The organism is Prevotella sp. MGM1 (genome assembly GCF_002933775.1).
In the GTDB taxonomy this organism is placed as follows: Bacteria; Bacteroidota; Bacteroidia; order Bacteroidales; family Bacteroidaceae; genus Prevotella.
Genome location: NZ_BEWV01000203.1, coordinates 39,496 through 66,216, shown reverse-complemented (window position 1 = coordinate 66,216; position 26,721 = coordinate 39,496). Strand labels below are relative to the sequence as shown.

The window sequence follows — 26,721 nt, the reverse complement described above, 5'->3', positions numbered from 1 at the left end:
TCAATGGAAACACCGCCAGCCCCAATGCCACACACGGAAAAACGGCTCACACAAAGCTTCTTCAGGATAGTATTCCAACAACCGCATTACCCGTTTCAACTTCCACATTCCGTGCGAGAAAGTTCCGCCATATCTCATTTTCTCATCACGACGGTCGTATTGTCCGAAATTTCCGGCCAGCATTATTTCGTCAAGCAAATGCTTGCCCCGCTTCTCGTCGGGAGCACATAACAGCCGGTCGTCGGGCATGGCAAACACTTGTTGCAATACATACATCACCGCAGCGGCGAATTTGGCCATGCCGAAGCTGCTTACAACACGCATTATTTCATCTGCCTGGAGAATGCGGCAGTCTGTGTTCTCATCACCGGCACCACGAAGCATACATTTCTCCTTGCGCGCATTATCCCATGACAGCAAGACGAAGTAATAGTCCACGAGTTGCCGCAGGCCTACCCCCTCTTCAAAAACATGTGAGAAGACATGTGACATTTGATACACAACATTCACAGAATAAGTAGGAACGGCAAATCCCAACGATGTATTATTACCCATACACTCATCCGCTCTTTTACGGAACCAACGCCGCATACGCATGTCACGGATAAAAGACCTAAGATAACCCGGCCGATAATGTATCTCCAAATCAATATCCATATCCGGAAAAGCCATGTCTATATGATGCCAGACTGCCCTTTGGTATTGCTTCGAACACTTACGTACATAGGATATTACCGGTTTTACGATATTACGACCGCAATGTGGCATTACCCATAAATCAATATCACCGGCCTGCCTCCTGCATGCCAAACACTTAGGATAATTCAACAGATTACCTTGACCTTTCAGCACACAGCAATCAAAACCGTCCCTGACAAATCTCGCAGATACTTTCCCGCAAGCGGCATTCATGTATCCGTTCTTTCGCTCGATCTGTATCACAAGCGACATCCACCGAATCTTTAACGCATAAGGACACTCAACCCCGAGGCCATGCAGTCTCTCAACGGCACAAAAGCCTATACCGATTAAAGCATGCTTTCTACACAGATCAAACAGATTTTGCCAATCTTCCTCTATAAGGGAGTACGGGAAGATGGCGGTTTGACCCACCGCCAATTGTAAAAAATCAAAGAAACGACTGTCCGGCATACTTCACCGATAGGATATTTTTGGCATCAGACGTACTATATATCATGATTTTTACCACACCACATAGTATCTCCATACGTAATGATACCGATAAAATAAATTGACATCCGACAATATCAATGATACGGAACTATCCTTATTACCTTTACCATAAATGGCGCTGTCACTTCAATATCACAAAGTAAAACAGTTGTTTTTCGTGTCTTTCATCAAAAAAATGTACCTTTGCCATCATGAACCGTCTCAAAGGATATTTACTTCTTTCAATCAATGCCATTGTATGGATACTCACATTACTTATCAGTATCCCCCTGCTAATCTTAAATCTTTTATACAGTTTCCTCAAACGGATTTTTATAAAGTCCGAGTAACTGCTTACCGAAATACCAAAAGAACCTTACATCGTCAACAAAATAACGCCGGAACATCCTTTTCGGTTCCATAAGAAAACGATAAAACCACTCCATAGCCAATTTCTGAAATATCATGGGAGCACGTTTAACATTACCTGCCTCAAAATCAATTGTAGCGCCAAGAGCCATCCAAATGTCGACATTCGGCATATTGTCCTTATGGTCGAAAATCCACTTCTCCTGCTTGGGACATCCTACACCTACCAACACGACGTTGGCTCCGCTATCATTTATCATCTTATGGATAGCTTCATTCTCTTCCTGTTTCTTCTCGAAACCGTATGTAGGAGAATATGCTCCTACGACAATCTCACTGCCTGCCTTACGATTTATATTCTCCATCGCCTTCACGGCAACACCGTCCATTGCCCCGAGCAGAAATATCCGGCAATTCTCATCATCCTTATGATACATGTAGAAATCAGGAAAGAAACCGCTGCCAGGAATTGCCTCTCTCAACGGACGCTTCAACATCTTGGAGAAGAGATAGAGTATTTTGCTGTCACAAACCACCCAATCGGCTTTTTTGATTATATCGTAAAAGGCTCTGTCGTTCTGTAATTTTATCAATTGATCTACATTCGGTGTTATAAGTACACCGCGCTCTAACGACATAAGCAGTTCGGAAGAGGTTATGTTCTGTATCTCAGCATTAAGAATCTTAATTCGTTCCATTTTTTATTTTTTCTTATTCCATAGTCGGGCATACCCCATCGCCACAAAATATGACATCGTAAGGCAGATGATGATTAAAATTATGGTAGGGATCATGCTCTTTAATAAAAACATGACTATCTGAAAAACAAGGATATGCACCAAGTACCATTCGTATGAGAGCCTGTTTGTATAACACCAAAAACTGTTGAGCCAATTTATACCTAATTTATATATTATCAGCGCAAATGAGCAATAGCCGAACAATGACGGAATGTCATTGTATAATTTCCACGGAAATCCCATCCATCCCATGACACCGGTTGCAGCCATTCCCACAATACATGCAAGCAACAAATACTTGTATTTAGGAATACTTAAATCCGCACCGCGATTGACATACACTTCCGCCAACTTCATGCCGAGACAAAACTCCCACAAATATTGTAAGAAGAAACTATTCCAAACCCGCTCGTCAGCATAACCCATAATCCCAATAAGAGAAGACCATAACAAGCTGATAATAAGAGCCTTACAATACCCCCCCCGAATTCGTACCAGCCTGATTATCAACGGCCATGCCATATAAAACTGAATGATTGTGGATACAAACCACATTTGGCAACCCATAGAATTCTCAAGCTCAGGCACAAACATCTTAAATAGTAACAGATTACCAAGCAATGGCATCATAACATCCTTGCCTTGAAATGTCATCCAAAATGCGGTGAGAATACAAATAATAGCCATTGGCCAATAAATACGTCCGAACCTACGCTTCAAGAATTCTTTATATCCTGACGGCTTATGAAGATATGACAAATACAGCCCAAACCCGGAACAAAGAATGAATACATGTGCGCCTGCACCACCAAAAGATGTTGCTTTCATCATTAAATCGGATAAATCAAATCCCTGTAACAGGTGCATTATCACGATAGTTGTAATAGAAAATCCACGAAGGAAATTCACTATGTCAAGCTGTTTTGTCATATTAAAATTGTTTTATACGATAACCATTCTTTATTATAATCTTTTCCTTATTTCCTCAAATTATTTCGTATATTTGTTCAATCCTATTTTATTGGAAATAACACGATATACATTTTCGGAATAACATGTCCCTTTTATTGATTGATCTTCAAAAAAATCATTAGTGACCTTTACAACATCCAAAGATGGATTTTCTATTTTACCAGCAAGCTCTTCTGGTGTAACAGCTTTATTAAGTGCACTAATAGTAAAGAAATCTCTTTCCATTTTTTCTGAATTAGTCAAAAAATCTTTCTCATCAGGTGTATAAAAGATAATTGGTCTGTTTAATAATGCATAGTCTACAAAACAACTTGAATAATCTGTAACAAGCATATCACAAACACCCATTAATTCATGATTCGACTCAACCGCAGCATAATCAAATATGATAAAATTTTCTCTAACAGGCAACTCTATATGGGGAGTTAATGGATGCAGTTTTACCAAAAAAACAGAGTTGGTTCTTGTCAATATTCTATCTAAGGATTTATTATTGTACAAATCTACCACAATATTTTTAATAGCATTTTTTCCTAATGATGCCATCCTATATGTAGGCATATAAATGATTACATTTTTGTGTGTAGATATATTTATTGAATTTAATATATTCTTTCTCGAAAGGCTTTTAAACGCATCATTACGTGGTTGCCCCGTTATTTTAATTTCGTTATATCGTAACGTAAACATCCTATTACTCCATTCTTTCGCATATTCAGATGTTACAGGTGTTAATGTTCTATAAGTCCATGAGAAAAAACGATCTAAAAATTTCTTCAGTCCTAATTTAATTCCTGAATACTTACCATTATAAATTCTTTTAAATCCTAATCCATGCCATAATGCGACAAGCTCCGTTCCTCCAACCAAAGGAATACTGCCAAAATCCATAAGCCCATGACAATATAATGCGACACCCGCTCTCATTTGAATTAGCTTTCCTTTCCATGAGCTGTTAAAATATACCTCATAACCTTTATCACATAGTAAATTAAACGTATCGTCATTATCTGTAAACCAAACAGACCTGATTTCGTCTGAATACTTTTCATTCATGTATTCAAACATGTACTTAGAATTATCATCATATTTATCACCCTCGCGGGCTCCATAAATCCATAAACGCTTATTACGGAAAGGTATAAGCCTGGATAAATTAAAGATTATAATATTTATGGGCAATGCCCATTTCCTTCTATTCATTAAAAGAAAACTATTTAGATTTAATTAATTCTACCACTTGACAATTTATATTCATAAGAATGCCGGCCTTCCTCACGAAAATCATTATGATATCGTTCAAGAACTTTTTTGAAAATTTCATCGTATTGAGGGATAAACAAGTCTTCCTTTCGTTCTATGTGCCTGATAATCTCATTAGCCATCGGAGCCGTAAGGCTTAAATCTGTCTTTCCTTTCGTAAAGCTGGTACCTTTCAATGAACCGGGACTTACATTAAGTATTCTGTTTCCTGTACCGGCTTTCTCCAATTCGACATTGACACTCTCTATAAATATTTTTAAAGCGGCCTTTGTCGCTCCATAGACAGAAAAAAACGGAGACGACATAAAACCGGAAATACTTACCATCACTCCACAATAGAAATCCTTTGAGGATTCCAATTTGTCATAAAAACGTTTTATAAGCCTTAATACAGAAATAGTATTCACCTGAAAACTGTCAATTATATGCTGCTCCTCTATATTTTTAAATAAAGAGAGTTTTCCAAATCCTGCCGTTATAACAAGGCTGTCTATGTCAGTAAATCTATCAAAAAAGCCATAATCGGATGATGTCAAGTCAAATTGGAGACTTTCAATCTTCGGGCTATTATATTCATCTGCCAACCGTTCTTTATCAACGATGTATACTTTCTCGCATTCTTTACGGGCTGCCAGCTCTACCGCTATGCTCAGGCCAATACCGTTCGCACCGCCCACGACTAAAATCCTTTTCATATATATTATTTCCAGTAAACAGTGTTATAACCATGCTTTTGTACACGCTCCTCGACAGGAGGAAGTCTCATGTATTCCCCATATTTTTCTTTAAGAGCCTCGTCGTAACCCGCCATGATATAAAAATTATGGTTCTCAAAAGGAACCGATATGACTTTTTCCAATACTGATTTACTGTGGTATTCCCTGATACCATATTCAATTAAAGAGAAATTACAGTATTTACCAGCATCTCGGTAGTCACATTGCTTGCACATACCTATGTGAGTATCTATAATATTTTCGTTCAAAAAGAAAGCAAACATTTTAATAATCCCTAACTTCAACTTGCCAGCAATACTTGTCTCATTGGAAAAACCGGCTTTGCTTCTTCTGAAATAACGACTTGCCAGCCAATAGAAATTCATTTTCCTTATTCTTTTAACGACACTATTCCTGTCATCTTCTGCTCCGTCAAGAGGGAAGACATCTATCCACAGCCCGGTAGGACAATCATTCCATGGGATGGTTGCCGTGTCGACAAATGTCCTGTCCATGTCGCAAACTCTTGCATACGCGATATATACATTCCCACCTTTTTGCTGTTCTCTTGAAAAGACCTTAAATCCATGGGGTGATTTATAGGTCTTTATAAATCTGTCATAGTCAGGACGTGGCATGGCGATATCAAGGTCGTCATCCCAAGGAATAAATCCCTTATGACGGATGGCTCCCAAAAGCGTTCCGCCTTGAAGTGTGTACTTTATATTATTCTTGTCACAGAAATCATGAACGTCTCTCAGTATTTCAAGGCTGACAGACTGGATTTCTTTTAAACTCAATAATTTCATATCCATCTTTTGTACTTGTTCGAATTCATATCTCCATAAAGTTCTTGCGCTCATTGAACCGCTGCATGACTTCGGCCATGAAAACACTTTCTCTCCGTCGTAAATGCGCTGACGAAAAACGATGGTTTATCACGCATGATATGAACTCCTGGATTTCATACCTGAGTCCCGCTCCATCCCATTTATAAAAGAATTTCTTGTTATCATTCTGATTCTCATACCGGATCTCGAAAAAATCTGTTTTCCACCAAGGACTGTGCACATACGCATATCCTTTTGTTCCCGATATTACAAGATTGCCTTCTGTCTTTACGCCAAGACCGACTTTGAATGAACATACTGCATTTGGAAATCGGAAAACCCCTTTGGTATAAATATCAACCCCATTCTCCATGCGTGAGTAGATGTTCAGGTTCTCATAATTACATCCCATCAGTTTCACGATGGGCAATAGCGGATAGCTTCCCAATTCAAACAGCGAGCCACCGGCCTGTTTGTGATCGAACTCCCTTAAAGACTTATCGTTCCAGACCTTGGAAAGCGACGCCTCCACATCTACGACGTCTCCGATTATCCCACTTTTTATCATGACCATCAAGTGGTTGAACGCCGGACAATGGGCGGTTTTATTGGCCTCCATCAGAACCACTCCCTGTTTCTCTGCCAATGCGTATAACTCACGTGCCTCATCACCGTCAAGTACCATCGGGGTCTCACAAAGAACATGCTTATTGGAAAGTAATGCCTGTTTGATCAACGGGTAATGAGTCAGGTGGGGAGTTGCTATATATACAGCGTCAATATTATCCAGCATTTTGCCATATTCCCGATAAACATCCGATATCTTATGTTCCACAACGAAAGATGCCGCTTTCGCAAAGTCGATATCATAGACAGATGTTATATGTATTCCGCTTACATTCGAAGACTCAGAAACAAAACGTGGGGCAATCCGTCCTACTCCGACAATACCCATCCTTACCGTCTCTTGCGACTCTGCCCTTAGCATGGTTGAACTAATCCCCTCAGTACGCGGAAGATACACAACTTGGCAAAACTCATTCAGGTAATCGAATTTTCCTTTCCAGTCACTACCGATAGCAAAGATATCAACTCCGTATTTTTGTATATCGTCAATCTTTTGCCCTATATAGTCTTCGATGATTACCTTATCTGCCAATCCGGTAGCTTTTACAGACTCGACACGCTCCAATACATTATTCCGTACATTGAGTTTTCCACGCTCACGATCGAAATTGTCATTGGTGACTCCCACTATAAGAAAATCTCCCAATTCTTTCGCTCTATGCAATAGATTGATATGCCCCTGGTGCAAAAGATCGTATGTCCCGTAAGTTATAACCTTTTTCATTTGGAATATGAGTTCTTATTTATAGATTTATGTGTTGTCTGTATTTCCGGCCGTAAGCGTCTGTCACCATTATCTCCACCTGTTTTGTACCTTTGGTAACCGGTGCGTAAAAGAAGAAATATACATTATTGACCGGCTGTCTGAATTTATCAACTTTATGTTTGCCTTGCGCATATTTCTTATTCAGATATGAACCGTATTCAGGATCCGTCGCCTTAAACGGATGCATTTCACCTTTAAGAACGCCATCTTCGATCCACTCTACTTTCCAACGCTCATCCCAGTTCCATACCTTAATACATAACTTATCCTCATATTTTTTTATCGAACCAGACGGTAGTATTTTGAATTGGAATGTGTCAGGCTTGCCAACCGAATGGTAAAAATGAAATAATCCTTTATCGGATGACTCAAAAATTTGATAACCATAAGGAGTCCCGTCTTTACACAATTTACAGTCCCATAACCACCATGCTCCTCCGATTGAAGCAATATTATATTCTCTTATATTGGGTTTTATAAGAAAGTTTGACTGTATATGCATATGTCCGCTAAGAATGTCTACCTGAAAATCTTCCAACAACTCCATAAACCTATCTGCATTACGCAGTTTATAATTGCTTTGATAATAATGAGCGGGAGCATGCATTGCTATAAACAGATGTGCTCCTTTAGGCAGGTATTTCAAATAACCACTTAACCAATTCAATGTTTGTGTGGAAAAACCACAGGTATATTTCTTGTTACCGCCATATATGATATTATCCAATACGATAAAATAGTCTTTTCCTACATTAAAGGCATAATTAGTCGGTCCAAAATGTTTCTGATAGGTAGAAGTGCTTAAATTGTCATCAGCAATGTTTGCATCATGATCATGGTTACCAATCACCGTATAATATGGCATTCCCATTTGTGCCAGAAGCTTTTTCAAACGTTCGTATTCATCCAGATTGTCCCAAAGCAAATCTCCTAAAAACAAGGCAAAAGCCGGCCTATTGGTTGACATTGATTTTCGTATATCCGGTAAGGCCTCGTCCTTAAATCTTTTAAAAGCCAAATCTCCTTTAGGTTGAGGATCTGCAATCGCCAATAATTGATATTTCTTATCCGCTTGTTTCCATTTCTTTAATTTGAAATCAAAACCATCTGATTTGATGTTTTTATAAAATTGGGGATGCCCGTCTTTCTCTTCCGCTATATATCCGGATGGAGTAACAATAAAAACACAATATGCGCTATCGTTTACCTCTATACTGTAATTTCCATCTTTATCTGTTTGCGTACACATATATCCGTCAGAGACAATAACACTATTCAAACCATTGGACATACAGGAGACATTACCATATATAGTTTTAGATAAAGTTATTGTCGATATCCAAAATGCAAATATTACACAAAAATAATATTTAAAATGAGAAAACATTATTTGATGAGTTTCTTTAATATAAGTTGACCTATTTGGGATATCCAAAAAGGAAAAGATAATACACTTAAAACTTTTACCATTAAGCCTATCTGCCCTTTCCAATTATATGCCTGATATGTACATAGATGCTTTGCTACTCTACAATATATAACACAAGTGTATTCTTTTGCAACACAAATCAAATCTCTATCATTTACAGTTCTGCGCAAGGTTTTCAGGCATAAAATAGCCGCATCCAAATCTGTGAGATATTTTTGATTAAACGCTTTTTTTAAAGTTTCCATAGCACCTTCTTCATTCACTAAATACCTATATATGGGAATTGTAGTAATGACAGACAATCGTTTACTTGCACAAAAGAATTCAACAACAAACAATCCATCTTCTTTGAAATATATATCTTCCCTAAATCTTATATGATTAAGTTTTATTACAGACGAACGATAAATTCTATTCCACAAATATCCATCAAAAAGATTATATTTTCTAACATAGAAACGATATAGCATTGTTTCGTATGAGACTATTTCTGTTACCTTAATATCTTGGCTATCTATTATCTTATCATTTTTGTCGACCTTTACATACCCGGCTGTAACGCAATCTATATCCGTTCTCACAAATTTCATAAATGTTTGCAGCGCATCCGAATATAAAGTATCATCACTGTCTACAAATGCGATCCATTCTCCTTTTGCATTATCAAGTCCTAAATTGCGTGCAGAACTAACTCCTCCATTTTCCTTATGAAAAACTTTTACCCTCGCATCTTTTTGGGCATATAGGTCACACAATACTCCGGAATCATCTTTACTGCCATCATCTACGAGCAACAACTCAAAGTCCCTGAATGACTGAGACAATATGCTTGTTACACATTTATCGAGAAAACGGCCTGCATTATAAACAGGGACAATAATACTTATTTGGGGATATGTCATTAAGCTAATGATTTTTCAAGAAACAAAACAGAGGATTCTCTGAACTTACGCAAATCCACATTGGGATTTTCAAAGCACCAATCATCCAACCTGAAATTCTCTGTATCCTGTACTAAACGTTTTTCCAATCCGAATACCTTCAATAAAGAAAAGAACCTTGACATTCCACGCTCAACATTCCCTATCACTAAAAACGGCTTATTGAAAATAATAGAAAACACACAAGCATGAAAACTATCTGTAATCACAAATCGAGCGTCTCTGAATCCGACCAAAAAATTCTCTACGGGAGGCTGTATCCGTTCTTGTACAGGAATAGACTTATCATTTACCTGTTTATTACTTCTGAAATAATGCCACCCAGTCTTTCTTGATAACAAATCCGTTATATTGTGAATATTTTCATTCTCATCAAGTACATAAGACATTATCTCTCCATCAATTTTATAGCTCGAGTCTTTTATCAGATTGATATAATCATTCTTTGACAGCAGTAATGTCGGATCCAATACAATCTGTGCTTCAACATTAAGTTTCTCACGACATAAAGCTTCCCCGGACAACTCACGTACACTGATTGCATTAAACAGACTTATTCCTTTCTTACATTTACAAGTCTGCCTCCTTGTATATTCCCAACTATCGATACCGAATGAGGCGGCATAGGCAAATCGCTTTATATTCCACCCATTGGTAAAATATAGAAAGGCATTCTCGACCTTGTCTGTGATGAGTTCTTTTATATATCTGGAGCGCCAAATCTGGTCACTTCCCACAACAATGGCATCAAAGTCATTCTCTTTTACATGTTCGAGACAAGGATAGTGTTTAAGGTGAAGATATTCATTAACAAATGAACGGGTATAAGTTTGCAACATAAGTTTGTTCTGCCTGTTTATCCGTTCTTGATTAATAGCTATTTTCTTTCCCAATACATATTTTTTGAATATTCGTTTTGAATACGCAAACGGGATTCTAAATAAAGGCAAAGCATGTGAGCGGGGGGAATATATAATCCAGACTTCATGTCCCATCCTTTCAAGTACGGTCTGCAAGGCGTATGCCTGCAAAATTCCACCATAATTTGTATGTGGTGGCAGTGTCAAAACCCCTATTCTCATTGTTTCGCTATTAATGATCGCTTCCTGTCGGTAATGTCCCTGTCAATGATAGTTAACAGGACGGCATAGTAGATGAATATATTTTCCGTATAGCTTAGTGCTCCTGTCACTCCAATTAACATAAGCATCAAAGCCCAGAAATTTATATAACGATGTTCGGTTCTCACTTTCTGCCTGAACATGGAAAACAGTATCAAGATGAAAACAATAGTAAAAGGAATACCACAGTCCCAAGACAGACCGATAAGTCCCCAGTCTACTGACCAGATATAGTAGTGATACACGAGCTCACTCCTTTCTTTACTGTACTTTGATAAATAACTAAGACCTGACTCATCTTGCTGTCGCCCCCTACTGTAAATAATAGTCTGTCCGGACCCTAAGAATCTTTCAACATCATTTTTAAAATAGGCATTATTAAAATAATACCAACTTTTGTACCGTGCGTAATTCTCATCTGTTATGGAAGAACTCTCGCTACGTGTCTCTATCTCTTTAATTTTTTCTTGTACGGCAGGCATCTGGTACAAAACAACTGTGGTAATAAGAGCAATGCCAAGATAGGCGAACCATTTACGTGAGAACTTGATAATTGCATACGTCTGACACAAGGAGGCTATTCCAAATCCTAAAAGCACCATTCTGAAACCGTGCAGGAAAATAAGGAAAAAAGCGGCGATATAGACAATCAGATATTTCTTTTGCTTATTCAGCAAATATCGGTTGAGGCACATCAACGCTCCTAATGAAAGTATACCCTCGCCAAATAGAACTGCGCGTTTTTCTGTTTCCATGCGTTCAAATTCTTTCATCAGGTAAAACAATTGGGTATCTATAAATATGTATTGCAGGTAATTACATATAATATAAATGGCAAACAAAGTCAGAAGGATTTTCTCCCAACTCTCGTTGCTTAATTTCCAAGATTTAAAAGTCGGCATTATAAACACGAGGAAGAAAGGCGCTACACATTTAAATGAAAGCCAAACGGACTGCTCTCTAAAATAATGGCATGAGAACGTATTTATAATCAGGAAAATCGCATATAGTATGAACAAATTCTTGTATGGCATATCTCCCAACCTATAACCTGAACGATTCATGCCAAACATCATTATGATAATGAATAATATCAAAGAACTGCCCGACAGAAATAAAAACGTTGGAAAAACAAACGGCTTGAAAAAGCAGACTGAAGCCAATACTGTCAGAAATGGAAGTAAATGTAGTTTAACCGGATACTTATTGTTGTACATATAAAAATTTAAATTATCTACACCCCAATAATTTTGCAAATACAGGCATATAGTGTTGCTACATACGACACTGATGCCATAAATGACAACAGTGATAATCAATATGAGCAAACCTGGTCAAGGGAATTGCCTCCAAAGCAAGGTCTTTCCTCACCTTTAATTCTTTATCACCCATTATGTCATTGCCGTTTTAAATAAATCTTTTTAGCGACTGTTTCCGTTAATTTCGTTTTCATCGCTTTGTCTATTCCTAAAAACCATACAGAAACGACCACCGAGCCTACGCTCGCCATAAACAATGAGATGAACCGCATGATTTGATTCGGGAACCATTCTTCACGGAAAATATAGAGTACAATCGGGAGAATAAGACTTACGACCGTGACATTCAGGCAAGGACGGAACACACGTAATATGTCGCTCCATGTATAGCTGACTATTTTTATTAAGAGAAGAGGCTTTATTACCAGCCCCAAGACTGCGTATGCCACCAGCAACACAACGGCAAGTATTGTTGGTGAATATCCCATTAAAAACAATATATATGTTACAGGAAAGCTAATGAATAATACAGAGGGAGAAATCAATGCGTTCTCACGTATTCTGCCTTTTGCGTAAAGAGCAGTGTAAAATGAAGAGTCGAAAACTTGAAAAAGGCTTGTTATGATAGTCAATTGCATGAAAGAGACTGTATATTGCGGTACCTTACCTAACCAGATATCAAGTAATGGAGACGCGACAAGGCAAATCGGCAGGGCTAAAATAAGCATTAGGTAATATGAGAAAGTGGTTGAAATCAATAGCAACGATTTCGAGCCGACGAAATCACCAGCCGCATACCTTTTAACTATTTGAGGATTGGCAGCCGTCCTGAAGTTCGTTATAAAATGAAATGCTGCCATATTTACTTGATTTGCTATGGCACGTGCCGCTACAACACCTGGTGAGAAAAACATATTCACAAGTATTGTAGCTCCTTGATTGGACAATGCGATTGCCGCATTGGCAAAAAGATTCCATCCGGAATATCCTAACACTCCTTTTATTATTTCTTTATCCCATATAGGCTTATAATGAGTCTCTGAGAATTTTCTTATACAATAGAACCGATAGAATAACGCTATACCAGCATTAACCAAAAAGAAAAGCAACGCATATAGTTTCAGTTTGTCCCATTCGCCTATCGTAAGCATGTATACAATAATGAGCTTCAATGATACTTCGATGATACTCAAATATGCATAGACACTCATTTTTTCATGAGAAATTATACTGGCGTTATATGGAACCTGAGTAATGGAAAAAATCACAGCCAGGATACTCAAATGATAAGCAAAAATAGCGGCATCCATTCTCTCTGACGGTATTACAAGTTTATTATAAACAAACCATAATCCCGCTGTTTCCGCTACCAAAACAATGATGACAGCAAGAATAATATGTACCGTCAGTACAGATGAGAATGTACGTCTAAGTCTCTCAAAATTTCCGACACCCATTTCATAGGTTAAAAATCTGGAAGACCCCATACTTAATGCGCTGTTAATGAAAGATAACATTCCGACCACCCCTCCAACAGTCTGGTAGATACCATAGTCGTCTATTCCCAATATCTGTAAGATTACCCGACTCGTATATAATGATACTATTGTCGAGAAAATCATACGGAAATACAAGAACATTGTATTTGTGGCTATAGTCTTATTAATAGTAGTGGAATGCATGTCTTATAGTATTGAGAAATCGCAATTATCAGGGTCGTATCTTAATCGGCTGTTTATATTTATAGCATCAATAGCTAACATATCTTCATGATCCAATTGGAAATCAAAAATCTGAAAGTTACTATGCTGGTGTTTAGGATTAAGTGAGCGTATAATTGGAATTACCCCGTTCTGAATATGCCAACGAAGAATTATTTGAATAAAGTTTTTATTGTATTTTTGTTCCAGACGCTTTAATAACGGTAAACGAATAAGTCTGTCATCATAACGCGCTATTGGGGTGTATGCTTCAACAATAATACCATGCCGTTTATAATACTCTATAAGGTGTTTTTGTGTAAAGAGAGGATGTATTTCAAATTGACCAATTTTAGGAGGATATTTACATATCCTTAAAATTTCTTCCAAATGATGTTCATGACAGTTTGCGACCCCTAAATGCCTTACATAGCCTTCTTCATAAAGATTTTCCATTTCTCTCCATGTATCAATATACAATCCTGTCACAGGCCAATGAAGTTGTAGAAGATCAACATAGTCAACACCTAGTCCATTTATACATTTCATAAATTCTGCACGGACATCGTTTTTATATTGAGCTTTATTACTGACACGAGTTGTGATAAAAAACTCTTCTCTTTTAATTCCACTATTCCTTATAGCTTTACCTATGAGACGTCCGTCACCATACGCAGAAGAATAATCAATCAATCTATAACCAATAGTAAATGCATTACTTATTGCTCTTACATATTTATGTTCTATCCATGTGCGATAAAACAACTTGTTTATTACCTTATCTATTATTAAATACAACCCATGTTTTTTTTTCTTTCTCGTTGTATAACCTATAATTCCCGGTCCAAAACCAATAGGGGGAATTTTATCTTTAATAAACAATTCGATTAAATCTGTTTGGTTCATATTTGCCAATAAATATTTCGTTTTATGATTTTAGCAGGTGCACCTCCAACAATAGTATCTGCCGGTACATCTTTAGTCACTATAGCTCCCGCAGCTATTATTGCCCCGTCACCAACGGTCACGCCTTTTAAGATTGTTGCTCCTTGTCCGATCCACACATGGTTACCGATTTTGATAGGTTCCGATATTTGATAGTCTTTATCAAGAATTGTGTGTCCGTCGTATGAACGTATCACGACATCCCTGCCGATAGTGCACTCCCTGCCGATTTCTATTGTCGAGCCACAGATAATCTGTACGTTCTCATTGATAAATCCTCCATGCAATATCAAATGACTGCCTTTTGTTATACGAATATAAGACCCGGCATATACGGTGAATGTATCGTGTATGGTAATGTCGCTGTCCTCTTCAAGCCATATCCTTGTTTCCATCTTCGATGCTTTCACCTGTTTTTTGCCAAGAATAAGTTTTTTACGTATGTCTATGTTGGTGTTCTTGTCCATCTGTATGAGTACATACTTGCTCAATCTGATGGGCATTAGTACATTTGAACATATTTTTCTGCACAAAAAATTATAATATAAGTTTTTTCTCCATGCAGAAAGAGATAAACCGTTATGACGAATTATTCTCATCATCTGTTTTACACATCGCAGAATTTGCTTTATCTTGGATTTAATTCTTCTTCGATATGTTGGTATAGGGAAAAAGTTTTTCGCAACTTGCTCAAACGGATACTTGTCAAGTGCTTCAAAAAAGTCTCTTCTATTGTCTGACACAGGAATTAGAGAAGAATCTATGGCTGGATTTCCCGCTTTTGCATCATCCATAGAGTATTCCTTAAATACTATATCATCCTTTATCAAATCAAAAAGAGCCAAACCCTTGTTTGAGTTAACCATCACCAACGAAGTCCCCTTATCTTGATCCATTGCAGGGTCAATCTTTTCTATTCCCCAAAAATCTGCAAGTGTGATGTCTGCTTTCTGTGGAAAACCTTTAAACTTACATGAGTAACAAGAAGGACGGGCAAAATTACCGCTTTGTAAATAACCGATAAAAAACATGTCATGCCAACGGTCTTTGCAATATTCTTTTCCATTGCTGAAATTCACACGCATGGAAAAATTATGCCATCCCCATCGCTTTGCCTTGAACTTTATTTCAGTCGCTTTCGCTCTGAATTTGCGTTCCAACATATCTATATATTTTGTGAACACTTTCGGCGAATTGACTCCTCTACATATAAAATCACAGGTTATAAGATTGTCATATTCTTTATTTCCAATCACGTTATATAATGCGTGTATCTGGCACGGACATCCACAGAAAAATACTTTCTGCCCATCTCTGAGTAATCGCTTTATCTCTTTATATACACCAGTTGTATTACTTTGAAGGTATTTACTGCTACGTATCTCAGACAGTCGCTCCGGATTGGGGTCTACTATCTGACTGACTGTATGATCCTCATTATATACTGCACCACCAATATAAGCATTTTGCTTATACATTGCCAGCGCAAGCATAGAATGAATTCCACCGGATGTACTGTCGATGCGTATTTTCTCATCTTTGGTATATGCAGCAAAAATTCTGGGGGCATTATATCTTTTAATATTATCCGCATGATGTAACATGGGACATACTTTCTCACATAATCCACAATCGACACATAGATCACGGTTAATTTCAGGATACCAAAATCCCTCCATATCGGTTTTAAAAGTAATTGCTTTTTTAGGACAAATATCTCCACATGCATTACAACCGCAACAATCTTTATTATATTTTATGTCTATCATTTAGTCGGTATTTATATATCCTCTACCTCCTCGAACTTCTCGCAATGAACGCCGGAAATCGCCACACTCATACCTCCGACATCCAATACTAAGTTGCGATCACGGTCTATACGAATGACATAGCCTTCAAGTCCTGCAAGAAATCCGGACGTGATGCGCAGCTTGATATTGCCACCGGCGTAATATCTGAACGGCTTTAACAAGAAGCGCACACGCTCGGGAGATATGTCCACCACACGCATGAAAGGTTGCATCACCGTGTCGGGAATGGCGGCAGGACGGTGGGTACTGCAATCATTCACGAGATGATACCCTGTAAACCTGAGGTCGAGATATTCCTGAAGTTTTTGTGGTATTCCTTTCAAGAATATGAGACCGCTTACGGTCGGTTTGTCTATCGTCTGAATGCCACGGGTATGCTTTTTACGATAATAAATGACCGACTTATGAACAAAATATGTTATATTGTCTTTTTCCAACCTATCCGTAAAAGTATTAACTTTACTGTTATGAACAAACAAATACCCCCAAACATCCTGACTATCAGAGTTTTTTTGTTTTAAGTCTGTTTTGGATTTACTACATTCTTCTATTGCTGAACCGATATTTTTTACCGATCCAGAAATATCAATGCCATTTGGAATACGAACCTTTGTATGGAATACCGTGTCCATCACGTCTTAATATCAGGTTTGTTTTCGTTGGCTTATAGAATGAGAATTAAGCAATCCTGCGTCATCATTCCCACACTATTTTATGTCGTTGGCTTGTTGTCTGCATAAAACTGGCAACAGTCTCAAACAACTTATATCTTTCACCATAACATAAAGTTTTCTTATAAATAAAGAATGCCTTTCTTATCGTCACTTGCCCGTTTTCATATAGTAAAACGAGCAATTTGCTGCAAAGATACTATTTCTTTCTCGAAAAGCTTGTAGTTCATATTATGTTTTTCATAAAAATCTAAATAAATTCCATTTATATATATTTCCAATATTTAGCAAAGCAAAATCCTCGTTTTCATGTCTTTACCTGATTATTAATGATTTATATCCAATTGCTCGTTTTACTATATGAAAACGGGCAATTAGAAAATCGTTTTATATCAATGTTATCTTGCTTATTATTTCCTTGTTTGCTTTATTTACCATTGATTTGTCGAGTGATGCAAGATATATTTGTGTGGTTTTGTCTGAGTCGTGCCCCAATCCCTCACTGATTATAGACAACGGCACATCCATATTTCTGGCTATACTGGCCCATGAATGGCGCGCGACGTATGTGCTTAGTGGAATATGTAGACCAATGAGAGTTCCTATCCGCTTTAAACTGCGGTTTATCCTTTGTAGGGCCTGTTCATAAGAAAGCCTATCCGCCAAAGTCTCCCCTCTTACTATTGGAAAGAAATACGGAGAATCGTGTGTCTGTCCGGCATACCTGTCCACTATGTTCTGCATTGGCTGCTCCCACTGAATGACCAGACTTTGAAACGTCTTTCGACGATTATAGGTTAGAAATCCGTTTCGCAGGTCACTCTTTCTCAAATATGCAATATCTATGAACGACATGCCGCGTGTATAAAAACTGAACATAAAGATGTCACGGGCAAAATCCAATGAAGTTTTTCCCGACAGGTCAAGGGATTGTATCATGCGGATTGTCTCTATCGGAACGGCACGTTTACAAGTCTTCCCGACAGACACATGTACTTTACGGAAAATATCATTATTCTCAGCCTGTCCATCATCCACCGCCTGCCTGTAAAGTGTCCGTAACGTACGAAGGTAACATGCGGCTGAACTGCGTCTTAGTCCGGCATGGAGCATCCATGCCTCATATTCCTGTATCAATTCATTATCCATACCATCAAACGCAATATCCTTTTCCTCACGAAACTTAGTGAAACACCTCAATACATTATTATATGTCTTTGCCGTCCCATAGCATCCCATTCTGTTTTTCTTATCTATCTGTGACCTGATATAATGGAAAACACTCATGCTATTAGTTCGTTTTCTTAAAACATCCAACAGGTCTTCAAGAGTGTAACGACGAATAGTATTCTCTCTTTCATTCACTATTTCTCTCATAACATCCATATCCATGTTGATTTTCGACTGATATAATTGTAATACAGCCTTACGCTCACTATCACAACAAACACTTCCTGAGATTACAATACAAGCATGCTCTTCATCCCATTCATGCGGATAAATGCGATAAGAAGTACCTATTACTCCCGTTCTACGAAAATGATTTACCTGATAATACAATGTCCCTTCTTTGCCTGATACAGAAGAAGGACGAAACCTTAATCTTATACTTGTCATTATTCATTATGTAATTATATGTGATTACACATCAAAAATAAAACCACATATCGAGTTCTGCAAATCACGATTACAGTTATATCATCATAAACTACAATATTTATCAAAAACAGTAAACCGGAATATAAAGACATTTTCATTGCGACATAAAAAAAGGTACATGCAGTTTTGTTAACCCGCATGTACCGTTTACATCATGTATACACAAAATCTACCTATCTTGTAAGCGACATTTTCAGACTGAAACCAAAATCATGTGTAGTCGTAGGATAACTGCTGCTCGCCAGTAGCGGTGTGTTGGTCTGGCGGTCGTAATATGCACTCAATGTTATGAGCCTTGACAAAGTATAATCTGCCATGAACGACATTTTAAATGCCGAGTTCCCGCTGCTCGCCGCGCTGGTTATAGTGGCTATGTCACGTGTGATGGAAGCCTGTTTCCTGAATGATATGTCAAGACGCATGTTCAAATCGTGATTTACTCCACCACGGACATTGGTTGTGGCAGTCTGCTTGCTCTTATTGTCCTCGGTCTTCCGTCCACGTCCACGCTGTGATTTCTTTATCTTGCGCGACGCTCCGCTGCCGAAAAGATTGAAGTTGCTTATCTTATATCCCATGCCTATTACCCAGTCCTTGCTCAACGCCTCGTTTATCTGCACACTGGTCATGCTAAGGCTGAGCACTCTCGTGGTCCTGTATTCGAGCTTGCATGTAAGGTTGTTTTCAAGCGTTACATCTACTCCGAGCAATGGCGAGAAAGCCTCGTTGATGCTCACTGTACTTACGTTGTACATACTGTTTGGCACAGGGTTTCCGGTGGTCGCGTCGTTGATGAAGCCCAATCCATCCATATACTCATGGAAAGTACTGTATGTAGCGTAACTTCCCACAGCGAAAACACTTTTATATCCATGATTGACATTCACGCTCTTGAAGTGCTCATTAAACCACTTCAGTTTCGACAGACCGCTGTAACGGACAGTCCAGTTTGGCAGCATGCGCTTCAACGCCGGGAATATATCGAGCGACGAGCCGCCACTCGACGTATACGCTGACAGAAACGCCGGGATAAGCACATCTGCACTGTACTTATTCACCATTCCAAGCTCCGGATTATACTGTGCGCCACCGAGATCCACCCCATTGGCATCATAGACACCGGAAGGATATGTCGTGCCTGTATAACGTGCCTGTACACGGTCGCGGAAAGACTCTATTGACTGGCAGAAACGTGTGAACGACTTAGAACTATAACCGTTGTTGGCATCGCCAATGCCTTCAAGCGCGCTCTTCAAACTGATTGTCGTCATGTTGAATGAGCCGCTTTGGGTTGTGGGCATACCGGAATACATATATTGGACACTGCGTGCCTTGTTGACTGTACGGCTGGCGTTGAGATCTATTTTAAGGTCGCGCACAGGTTCAAGTGTCATGCGTACCTGCAAATCCTCACTGCTGTTTGTCGTGGCAGGAGTGGCAACACTGTCGTTGCAGAGTAACCAACCGTTATCGTATGCTTTCTGCAAATACCCGTCGCCAACCATACCGAAAGCGAAATCGAGTCCTGGAGAAAGGACACTGCCCGTACGCTGACCGAAAGCATCACCGATATTGGGAATAAATCCCGGCAGAGCCATCGAGTACTGACTTCTATACGAGATACCTACGCTGCGCACCATCATCAGAAAGCGGGCCGCACTCTGCGCCGGACTGTACCACCACTTCTTTTCAAGAGGTTCTTTCGGGGTTACACTCAACTTTATCTTGACAGAATCGCGCCCCTTGACTATTATCTTATTGTCGTCAACCACTTTGTACTTCACCTTATAAGGTTTGCCGTCAGCGGTCTTTGCCGTCACTATAAGTCGTTTGCTCTTCTTATTGTGCGACACTGTCATTGTCGTATCAGGCACGAGCGTAAGCTCACGCTGATATGTATTCTTGTTTTTCGGCAGTTCTTTTTGCTCTTTCGTCTCCTCCTTTTTACCGTCCGTTCCTCCCTTTTTATCCTTATTGTCAGTCGTCTTCTGGGTTGCCGCCGGTTTCTTTACTTTTCTGGCAGGCTGCACTCTTGTACGCTTGTTAAACCGCTCGTTCGCCTTTTTAAGGAACGGAACGTGATTGTACAGCGTCTCCATGTTAAACGTAGAATTGATGTTGAGATTGCGGTTGTTCGATATTGTGTTTCCAAGAGACGTTCCGTCATCAAGTTCCGTACCTCTTATCCACGAATAAGTAGCCGTATATGATGCATCGGCATTGAGCCAATCAAATATCGGCAACTTGTTGAGCGGCAATTGATAAGATGCCGTGAACGACTGCTGGTAATCAAGCGGCGTACCAAGATTTCTTATACTGTGCTTCACAGAGTCTTTCCACGCCTGATAACGCTCGGGATAAAGGTCCTTGTTTACCGGAGTATAAGGCTCTTCTATCTGTGCATGTGTAGCCGACTGGAAGTTCATGTGCAGATTTTTCGTCAAATCCCACCTCAAAGAGAATTCCCGGTTCCACAAGAACTGCTCGCTGAACGTCAGCGGAAGTTTTGAGCCTTCGATACTTTCGAGGTCCCTCTCCTGCAACTCATAGTAATTACGTATCATCTCACTGTTGAACGAAACACTTTGGGGCAGGTAATTTATGCCTATGGCTTTGGGGAAATTGAGCCATTTGCTCTTTCCCTTCAATTTCTTGAATGGCTCATACGGTTTATAGACAGGGGTGTAATTATAGTTCACAGAGCCTCTCCATTGGTCTTCTTTCTCATATATCGTCGTCTCGCCCGATGTGTATCTGTGCGAATGACTGTAACTGAAAGAGAAGTTTGCCGGGTCATACGGCATGGGATGACGCTTTGTCTTGATACCCACACGAACGTTCGACAACGAGAAGTTGGTGTTCGTCGTTTTCGTAACAGCTATCGATTCTATCGAGTCACGCTCATGCTTGTCAGCGGTTGCCTCAAGAGCGTCATCCAGCAGCATATCGGTATCGAGCGGATTATACTTCGGCCTTGTCTCTTCCTTAGTCACTGAGTAGTATAACGGCGCTGTGACCTTTGCCTTGTCAGGGAAAAACTTACCCAGTTCGAGATTGGCCGTGAGGCTGTATGTCTTATAATCATCGGTAGATCGCTGCGCCAGTCCTTCCTCGATTCCGCCAAACCCCTCGGTAATCATCTTGCCTGTAAGGTTCACCGTACCGAAATCCGACAGTTGCATGTTCAGCGCTCCCGATGCGGCCCACCCTCCCTTGTTGTTGAATTCAAGCAGTCGCAGTTCGTTAACCCATACCTCTCCCGACTTCTCCGATGAGGAAATATTGCGCACACCTATCATCATTGTCTTCACCTCTCCGAGCGACGGATTTCCCATCACACTGACTTTGTTGTTAGGACGGTTAGCGTCATAATCGGAGAACACCGCCGTATACGATGCCCCACCGGCTGATTTGGCTCTGTTCCGGGCTTTCTTCAAGGCAGTAAAGAGAGAAAGATCTATATCAAGCATGTTCTCTTCCGGCCACACTATGCGTCTCTCCTCAGCCGACATGCTGTACTGCCGTTCGGGAGTCAGTTTCAAAGGTATCTCATACTCATAATAGTTGTTCTTATAGTCACTGCCCAGACGAACAAAAAGCGCAAGCTGGTCATTCTGCAAATTGGTGGTGTTCTGCATGAAACTGTTGGCATGCACGAACATTTGCAACCGCTTATATTGACGCAAATCGAGATTGGTATTCTTATATACGGCCTTAGCCTCGTTCTTTGACAGGTTCTTGACGGTGAGGTTCATCGCCTGCTCGTTACTTTCCACAAGCTGCGGTTGAGACGGGTCGGTAACACGGCTGATACCCGGCGGAAGCACATAGTTCACCGGTTGCTTGTCGTTATACTCCTCTATATTCACCGCACTGACCTCAAGCGTACCGCTGTTACTCGATGCCGTGTTGCTCAGGTTCTGCTCGTACATGCGCCATTCTCCGCGAACAAGGTCAAGACTTCCGAAACGCAATATTACGGGCTTCTCAAAACCGGTAAGAAACATTCTCATGAAACGTATCGAGGTAAAGTCGTTTATCGACCCTATGCGCTCTTTATCGGCCGCATTCACCGGGATACGAAACTTATACCAGTTCACGGTCTCTTTGTTTCCATTACGCAGAGAAGCTGTATAACGGCGCACATCCGTGATATAATTCTGTCCTATATTGTTCTCGTTTATGTCTTCCGGGCGTATACTTACCTTATACTGATAATACCGCTCATATTCGTTCAGCGTATAATCCTGGTTTATATCCTCAACGTCCGGCATCGTCTTATACGATGTGTCGTAACTCTCGTTGTTCCCGTCGTTGTCGGGCGAGTTTCCTTGCGGGTTGTTTATCCGCTTGTATCGTTCGAGAATAGATGCTTTACGGCCATCGAGGTCGCTGCCTCTGAAATAATGATAATCATCATTTGCCGGATCGTCTGTCCATGCTTTACGCACACTGTCGTTTGCCAATGTTCCTACAAAGGTATTGAAATCGGCATACGGAGCGAAGTTCCGCTCCTCCTCATCATTAAGTCCGTTGAGACCTACATCCTGCAAAGCGCGTGAACCCGGTGTGGTGGCAAAAGCATAAGTCTGTGTGGCCTGCACAGGTATCTTTCCCCACTGCGTTGTGGTGAAACTGCCGGATCCGTCCACCGGCATACCGCTTTCATAGAATTTCTTGCCGTCTCGCAGCACATCCTCGCTCACCTCACCAAGATTTATATACAGATCTCCGCCATGCGATGAGGCATCTCCGTTTATACGGGAATATATGAAAGGGTCGAGCAGCCAGAACTCTATATACTCGATGTTGGCGGCTTCAAAATCATTGGTATCGAGCTTGCGCATCATACCGCCCCATTTTGCCATCGGGTTCTGCACCGTTCCATCGGGATTGACCGCCGTAGAGAAATTATACGGTCCGCGTTCATTGGGGTAATATGCAAGATTGAGAATTGGAAGAGTGGACGTGGCTCCGTTGTATGAACTCTGATCACGGTTCGGATAAAGCTCGCTTACATAGACCTCACGCACATAATGGTTTGACAGTTGGTTAAGATCGCTCTTGATATGGGCCGGCGTCAGAGAACTGCTGCGGTACGTGAACAAAGGATCAATGGTATACCATGCAAGCAACGAACGGTTGAACCCGCTTGTAAGGCCCGTCTTGTCGCTATGTTCCGGGAAAAGTGAAGGTACACTCGACAATACCCACGACTTCGGCTCAGATACGTCTATGCCGTTCTTCGTGTTCTCGAAATCGTCTATATACGACGCATTGTCCTGCGTACCGCCTGCCTGTCCGGCAATGAGTTGCGCAAACTCACCTGTAAACGATATTTGCGACGGTTGCGTGCAGTGCAGGAAAGGTATCTTGTCGAGCATGTTGGTGAGCCACTGGCTCTCCTTTTTCCAGTTGAGATTAAATCCCCACAGAATATTATTCAGCGGTTCCGAACCCATTGTCACTTTCGACGTGAGGGTCTGTTCGGAAAGCCGTTGGAACGTTCCGCCTATCTGGAAATCTTTCGTTATGTCATATTCCCAGTTCAGCCCGAACATTGTCTTGCGCTGCATGCCATAGTCTGTGTTACTTTCAAGACTTACATTTACCGACGTTCCGGCATCGATGATGCTCTGGTTGAGTATCGTCACCTCACCGGCAGAGTAGTCGACGGTGTAGTCGGCACCTTCCGTGAGCACCACTCCACCGGCCGTCACCACCACCGATCCCTGCGGAACATTATACGCCCCGAGCGAAATCACGTTTGCCGACGTTCCTTTGTACTGTCCCATCAGCACGTATTTGTTTTTCTCCGCTATCTGTCTCGCAGCTGTCTTAGTGGTGTCATACAGTTCCGTAAACGCATATTTGTCTGCCGTGGCGGCCGGGACTCCAGCACTTATAAGATATGTGCGCAGATAACTTCCGAACGGTTCGGCTGCAGGAAAGAACACACGGCCGTTGCTCACCGTATATCCTTCTACAAAGTCGAAGTATCCGTTTGAGTGCGGTTTGTTGTTATTATCGAGCCGGTCAGCGCCCAGTACCTTGATAAGAGTCTTGTCCTTTACCTGCTGTTCGGGGATATACGTCAGATATACTCCCGATGTGTCGCTCTGATATTTGACGTCAAGACGGAATTTGGTCTTCTCAACCGTAGAAGCAAGAAAGTATACGTTTTTCATCATCAGCCGCCAGTTTCCCATCATCGGATTGTTGCTTGTGTTTTTAAGCGACTTCACAAAGATGGCCTCGCCGGTGTTTGTATTGTCCGAGGCGAACTCTCCCACCTGAAATGTCTGTCCGTTGAGAGTGTATTCATATGCCACGGCGAGCACTTGATCCGTTTGCAGCGTTGTCTTTAATGATATATATCCGAGGGCGGTGTTCACCGTATACTCGGAAGGTGACAGCAAGCGGGCGCTCTGCACCTTCTCATAGTCCACTCCGCCCACAAATCCCCCTATGGCATCGAGCACTGTATTGGTCTGGTCTATGTCTCTTGCCGCAACATAATCATGTGTCATGGCGTAGTATTCCGTATTGGCTCCGTTTGACGGCGCCACGTCTCCCGCACCACCCCACAGTGGATTTTTCACGTTACGTCCCTCTCCAAGATCTGTCAGTGCCACGATGTTTCGAGTATTGCTCGTGGTTCCCGTCTTGTTGGTTGCCCACACTTCGACACGCGTTATCTTCACTCCGGTAGTGATGTTGGGCAGTGTAGACATGGCTTTGTCATACCGTTCACGGAAATAATGTCCGAGGAAGAAGTGGCGGTTTTCCTCATAGTTAGCCACGTTTATCTCAAAAGGAGTGAGTTGCGTGCCTCCGCGAGACGATACGCTTTTGGTCGTTGAGTTTTTCTGCGACAGCACCGTCTGTAATTTCAACTTTCCGAACTGCATGTCCGTACGCACTCCGAAAAGTGAGCTTGCTCCCTTGATAAGAGACGAGTTGGACGGGAAATTCACATTTCCTGCCTCTACCAACTTTATAATCTCGTCTTCCTTACCCTCATATCTCAGCTTGATGTTCTTAGAGTCGAAGTCAAATGTGGCGTCAGTATTGTAGTTCAGGTTCATGTTTACCTTGTCTCCCACCTTACCGTTAAGACTGAGGTTTATCTTCTCGTCGAAGTCAAAAGCCTTTGTCTTGCGATTTCTTATCGGCAACGACGGGTTGTCAATGCTCTTGAAATTAGCTCCCACTTTAAGTTCAGCCGTTCCTTGCGTCTTTATGCGCACTCCGCCCGGGCCGAAAATCTTCTCGGCCGGCCCCAACTCGAATTTCATATCAGAGAAAGAGAACTTCTCCTTGCCTTTTGCCGCTACATTCTCTGCGTCTTTCTTGCGGAAGAACTCCTGCATGGCACGCCTCTCGCTCCATCGGCGATACTCCTCGGGAGTCATCAGCACAGGCGTGTTCAGATATGAGTCGCCTATCTTGGAGCCCACAAAATACAGATCGAGCGAATCGTCGTATATCACTTCCTGCCTTATGTTGTCGGGCATCTTCAAGTCGAGTGCGGACGAATCGAGATCAGCGACAAGCATCGGAGCCGTTTTCTTTATCTTCCACCGCGGATGCAACAATGAATCGGGAATGGCCTCATCCTCGACAATCAGCTTGGGCTGCGCCTTGGGCGCAGGCTTCCTTGCCCCCGTCTTGTCGTCCTGCGGCATGGCTATCGCACCTATACCGAACAGGGCCGTAAGTATATAGA

General features: G+C 40.9%; 16 protein-coding genes and 2 pseudogenes. All 18 read right to left on the bottom strand.

Going from position 1 to position 26,721, the window contains the following annotated elements; all coding sequences use genetic code 11:
* The 18 genes and pseudogenes from MoGM_RS08550 to sprA all read right to left on the bottom strand — a co-directional run bounded on the left by MoGM_RS08550 (position 1) and on the right by sprA (position 26,680).
* Positions 1-1,152 carry a nucleotidyltransferase family protein gene (locus MoGM_RS08550; protein WP_104369658.1) on the bottom strand — a complete coding sequence of 384 codons (1,152 nt, stop codon included), beginning with the start codon at positions 1,150-1,152 and terminating at the stop codon, positions 1-3.
* 329 nt (positions 1,153-1,481) lie between these two features.
* On the bottom strand, positions 1,482-2,240 hold the full coding sequence (locus tag MoGM_RS08545; RefSeq protein ID WP_104369657.1) for a WecB/TagA/CpsF family glycosyltransferase: 759 nt from the start codon (positions 2,238-2,240) through the stop codon (positions 1,482-1,484).
* A gap of 3 nt (positions 2,241-2,243) precedes the next feature.
* Positions 2,244-3,212: an acyltransferase gene (locus MoGM_RS08540; protein WP_104369656.1), complete on the bottom strand. Its 969-nt coding sequence runs from the start codon at positions 3,210-3,212 to the stop codon at positions 2,244-2,246.
* 60 nt (positions 3,213-3,272) lie between these two features.
* Entirely contained in the window at positions 3,273-4,457 is a 1,185-nt protein-coding gene (locus MoGM_RS08535) for a CDP-glycerol glycerophosphotransferase family protein (protein WP_104369655.1), read from the bottom strand.
* Between the two features lie 20 nt (positions 4,458-4,477).
* On the bottom strand, positions 4,478-5,212 hold the full coding sequence (locus MoGM_RS08530) for an SDR family oxidoreductase (RefSeq protein WP_104369654.1): 735 nt from the start codon (positions 5,210-5,212) through the stop codon (positions 4,478-4,480).
* A 5-nt stretch (positions 5,213-5,217) separates the two neighbouring features.
* Entirely contained in the window at positions 5,218-6,042 is an 825-nt protein-coding gene (locus MoGM_RS08525; RefSeq protein ID WP_158249586.1) for a phosphorylcholine transferase LicD, read from the bottom strand.
* Between the two features lie 25 nt (positions 6,043-6,067).
* Positions 6,068-7,414, bottom strand: coding sequence for a Gfo/Idh/MocA family oxidoreductase (locus MoGM_RS08520; RefSeq protein WP_104369652.1), 1,347 nt, complete (start codon positions 7,412-7,414; stop codon positions 6,068-6,070).
* A gap of 19 nt (positions 7,415-7,433) precedes the next feature.
* A complete protein-coding gene (locus MoGM_RS08515) occupies positions 7,434-8,786 on the bottom strand; it encodes a calcineurin-like phosphoesterase C-terminal domain-containing protein (RefSeq protein WP_371410521.1) in 1,353 nt (450 codons plus the stop codon).
* Positions 8,787-8,842: 56 nt separating this feature from the next.
* Positions 8,843-9,787, bottom strand: a complete 945-nt coding sequence (locus MoGM_RS08510) for a glycosyltransferase (protein WP_104369650.1) — start codon at positions 9,785-9,787, stop codon at positions 8,843-8,845.
* Positions 9,787-10,908, bottom strand: coding sequence for a polysaccharide pyruvyl transferase family protein (locus MoGM_RS08505; protein WP_104369649.1), 1,122 nt, complete (start codon positions 10,906-10,908; stop codon positions 9,787-9,789). The genes MoGM_RS08510 and MoGM_RS08505 overlap by 1 nt, the downstream gene beginning before the upstream one ends.
* The gene (locus MoGM_RS12795) at positions 10,905-11,720 is read right to left on the bottom strand and encodes a hypothetical protein (RefSeq protein ID WP_146078694.1); all 816 of its coding nucleotides are present in this window, start codon (positions 11,718-11,720) and stop codon (positions 10,905-10,907) included. The genes MoGM_RS08505 and MoGM_RS12795 overlap by 4 nt, the downstream gene beginning before the upstream one ends.
* Positions 11,721-12,343: 623 nt before the next feature.
* Positions 12,344-13,774 carry a lipopolysaccharide biosynthesis protein gene (locus MoGM_RS08495; protein WP_371410518.1) on the bottom strand — a complete coding sequence of 477 codons (1,431 nt, stop codon included), beginning with the start codon at positions 13,772-13,774 and terminating at the stop codon, positions 12,344-12,346.
* A 117-nt stretch (positions 13,775-13,891) separates the two neighbouring features.
* On the bottom strand, positions 13,892-14,812 hold the full coding sequence (locus MoGM_RS08490) for an aldo/keto reductase (RefSeq protein ID WP_104369646.1): 921 nt from the start codon (positions 14,810-14,812) through the stop codon (positions 13,892-13,894).
* A 17-nt stretch (positions 14,813-14,829) separates the two neighbouring features.
* A pseudogene (locus MoGM_RS13505) lies at positions 14,830-14,982 on the bottom strand (DapH/DapD/GlmU-related protein); the annotation flags it as partial.
* 672 nt (positions 14,983-15,654) lie between these two features.
* Positions 15,655-16,620, bottom strand: a pseudogene (locus MoGM_RS13500) (Coenzyme F420 hydrogenase/dehydrogenase, beta subunit C-terminal domain); the annotation flags it as partial.
* Positions 16,621-16,631: 11 nt separating this feature from the next.
* A complete protein-coding gene (locus MoGM_RS08480; protein WP_104369644.1) occupies positions 16,632-17,099 on the bottom strand; it encodes a hypothetical protein in 468 nt (155 codons plus the stop codon).
* 621 nt (positions 17,100-17,720) lie between these two features.
* Entirely contained in the window at positions 17,721-18,950 is a 1,230-nt protein-coding gene (locus tag MoGM_RS08475; protein WP_104369643.1) for a site-specific integrase, read from the bottom strand.
* A 215-nt stretch (positions 18,951-19,165) separates the two neighbouring features.
* Positions 19,166-26,680: a cell surface protein SprA gene (gene sprA / locus MoGM_RS08470; protein ID WP_104369706.1), complete on the bottom strand. Its 7,515-nt coding sequence runs from the start codon at positions 26,678-26,680 to the stop codon at positions 19,166-19,168.
* Between the last annotated feature and the right edge of the window lie 41 nt (positions 26,681-26,721).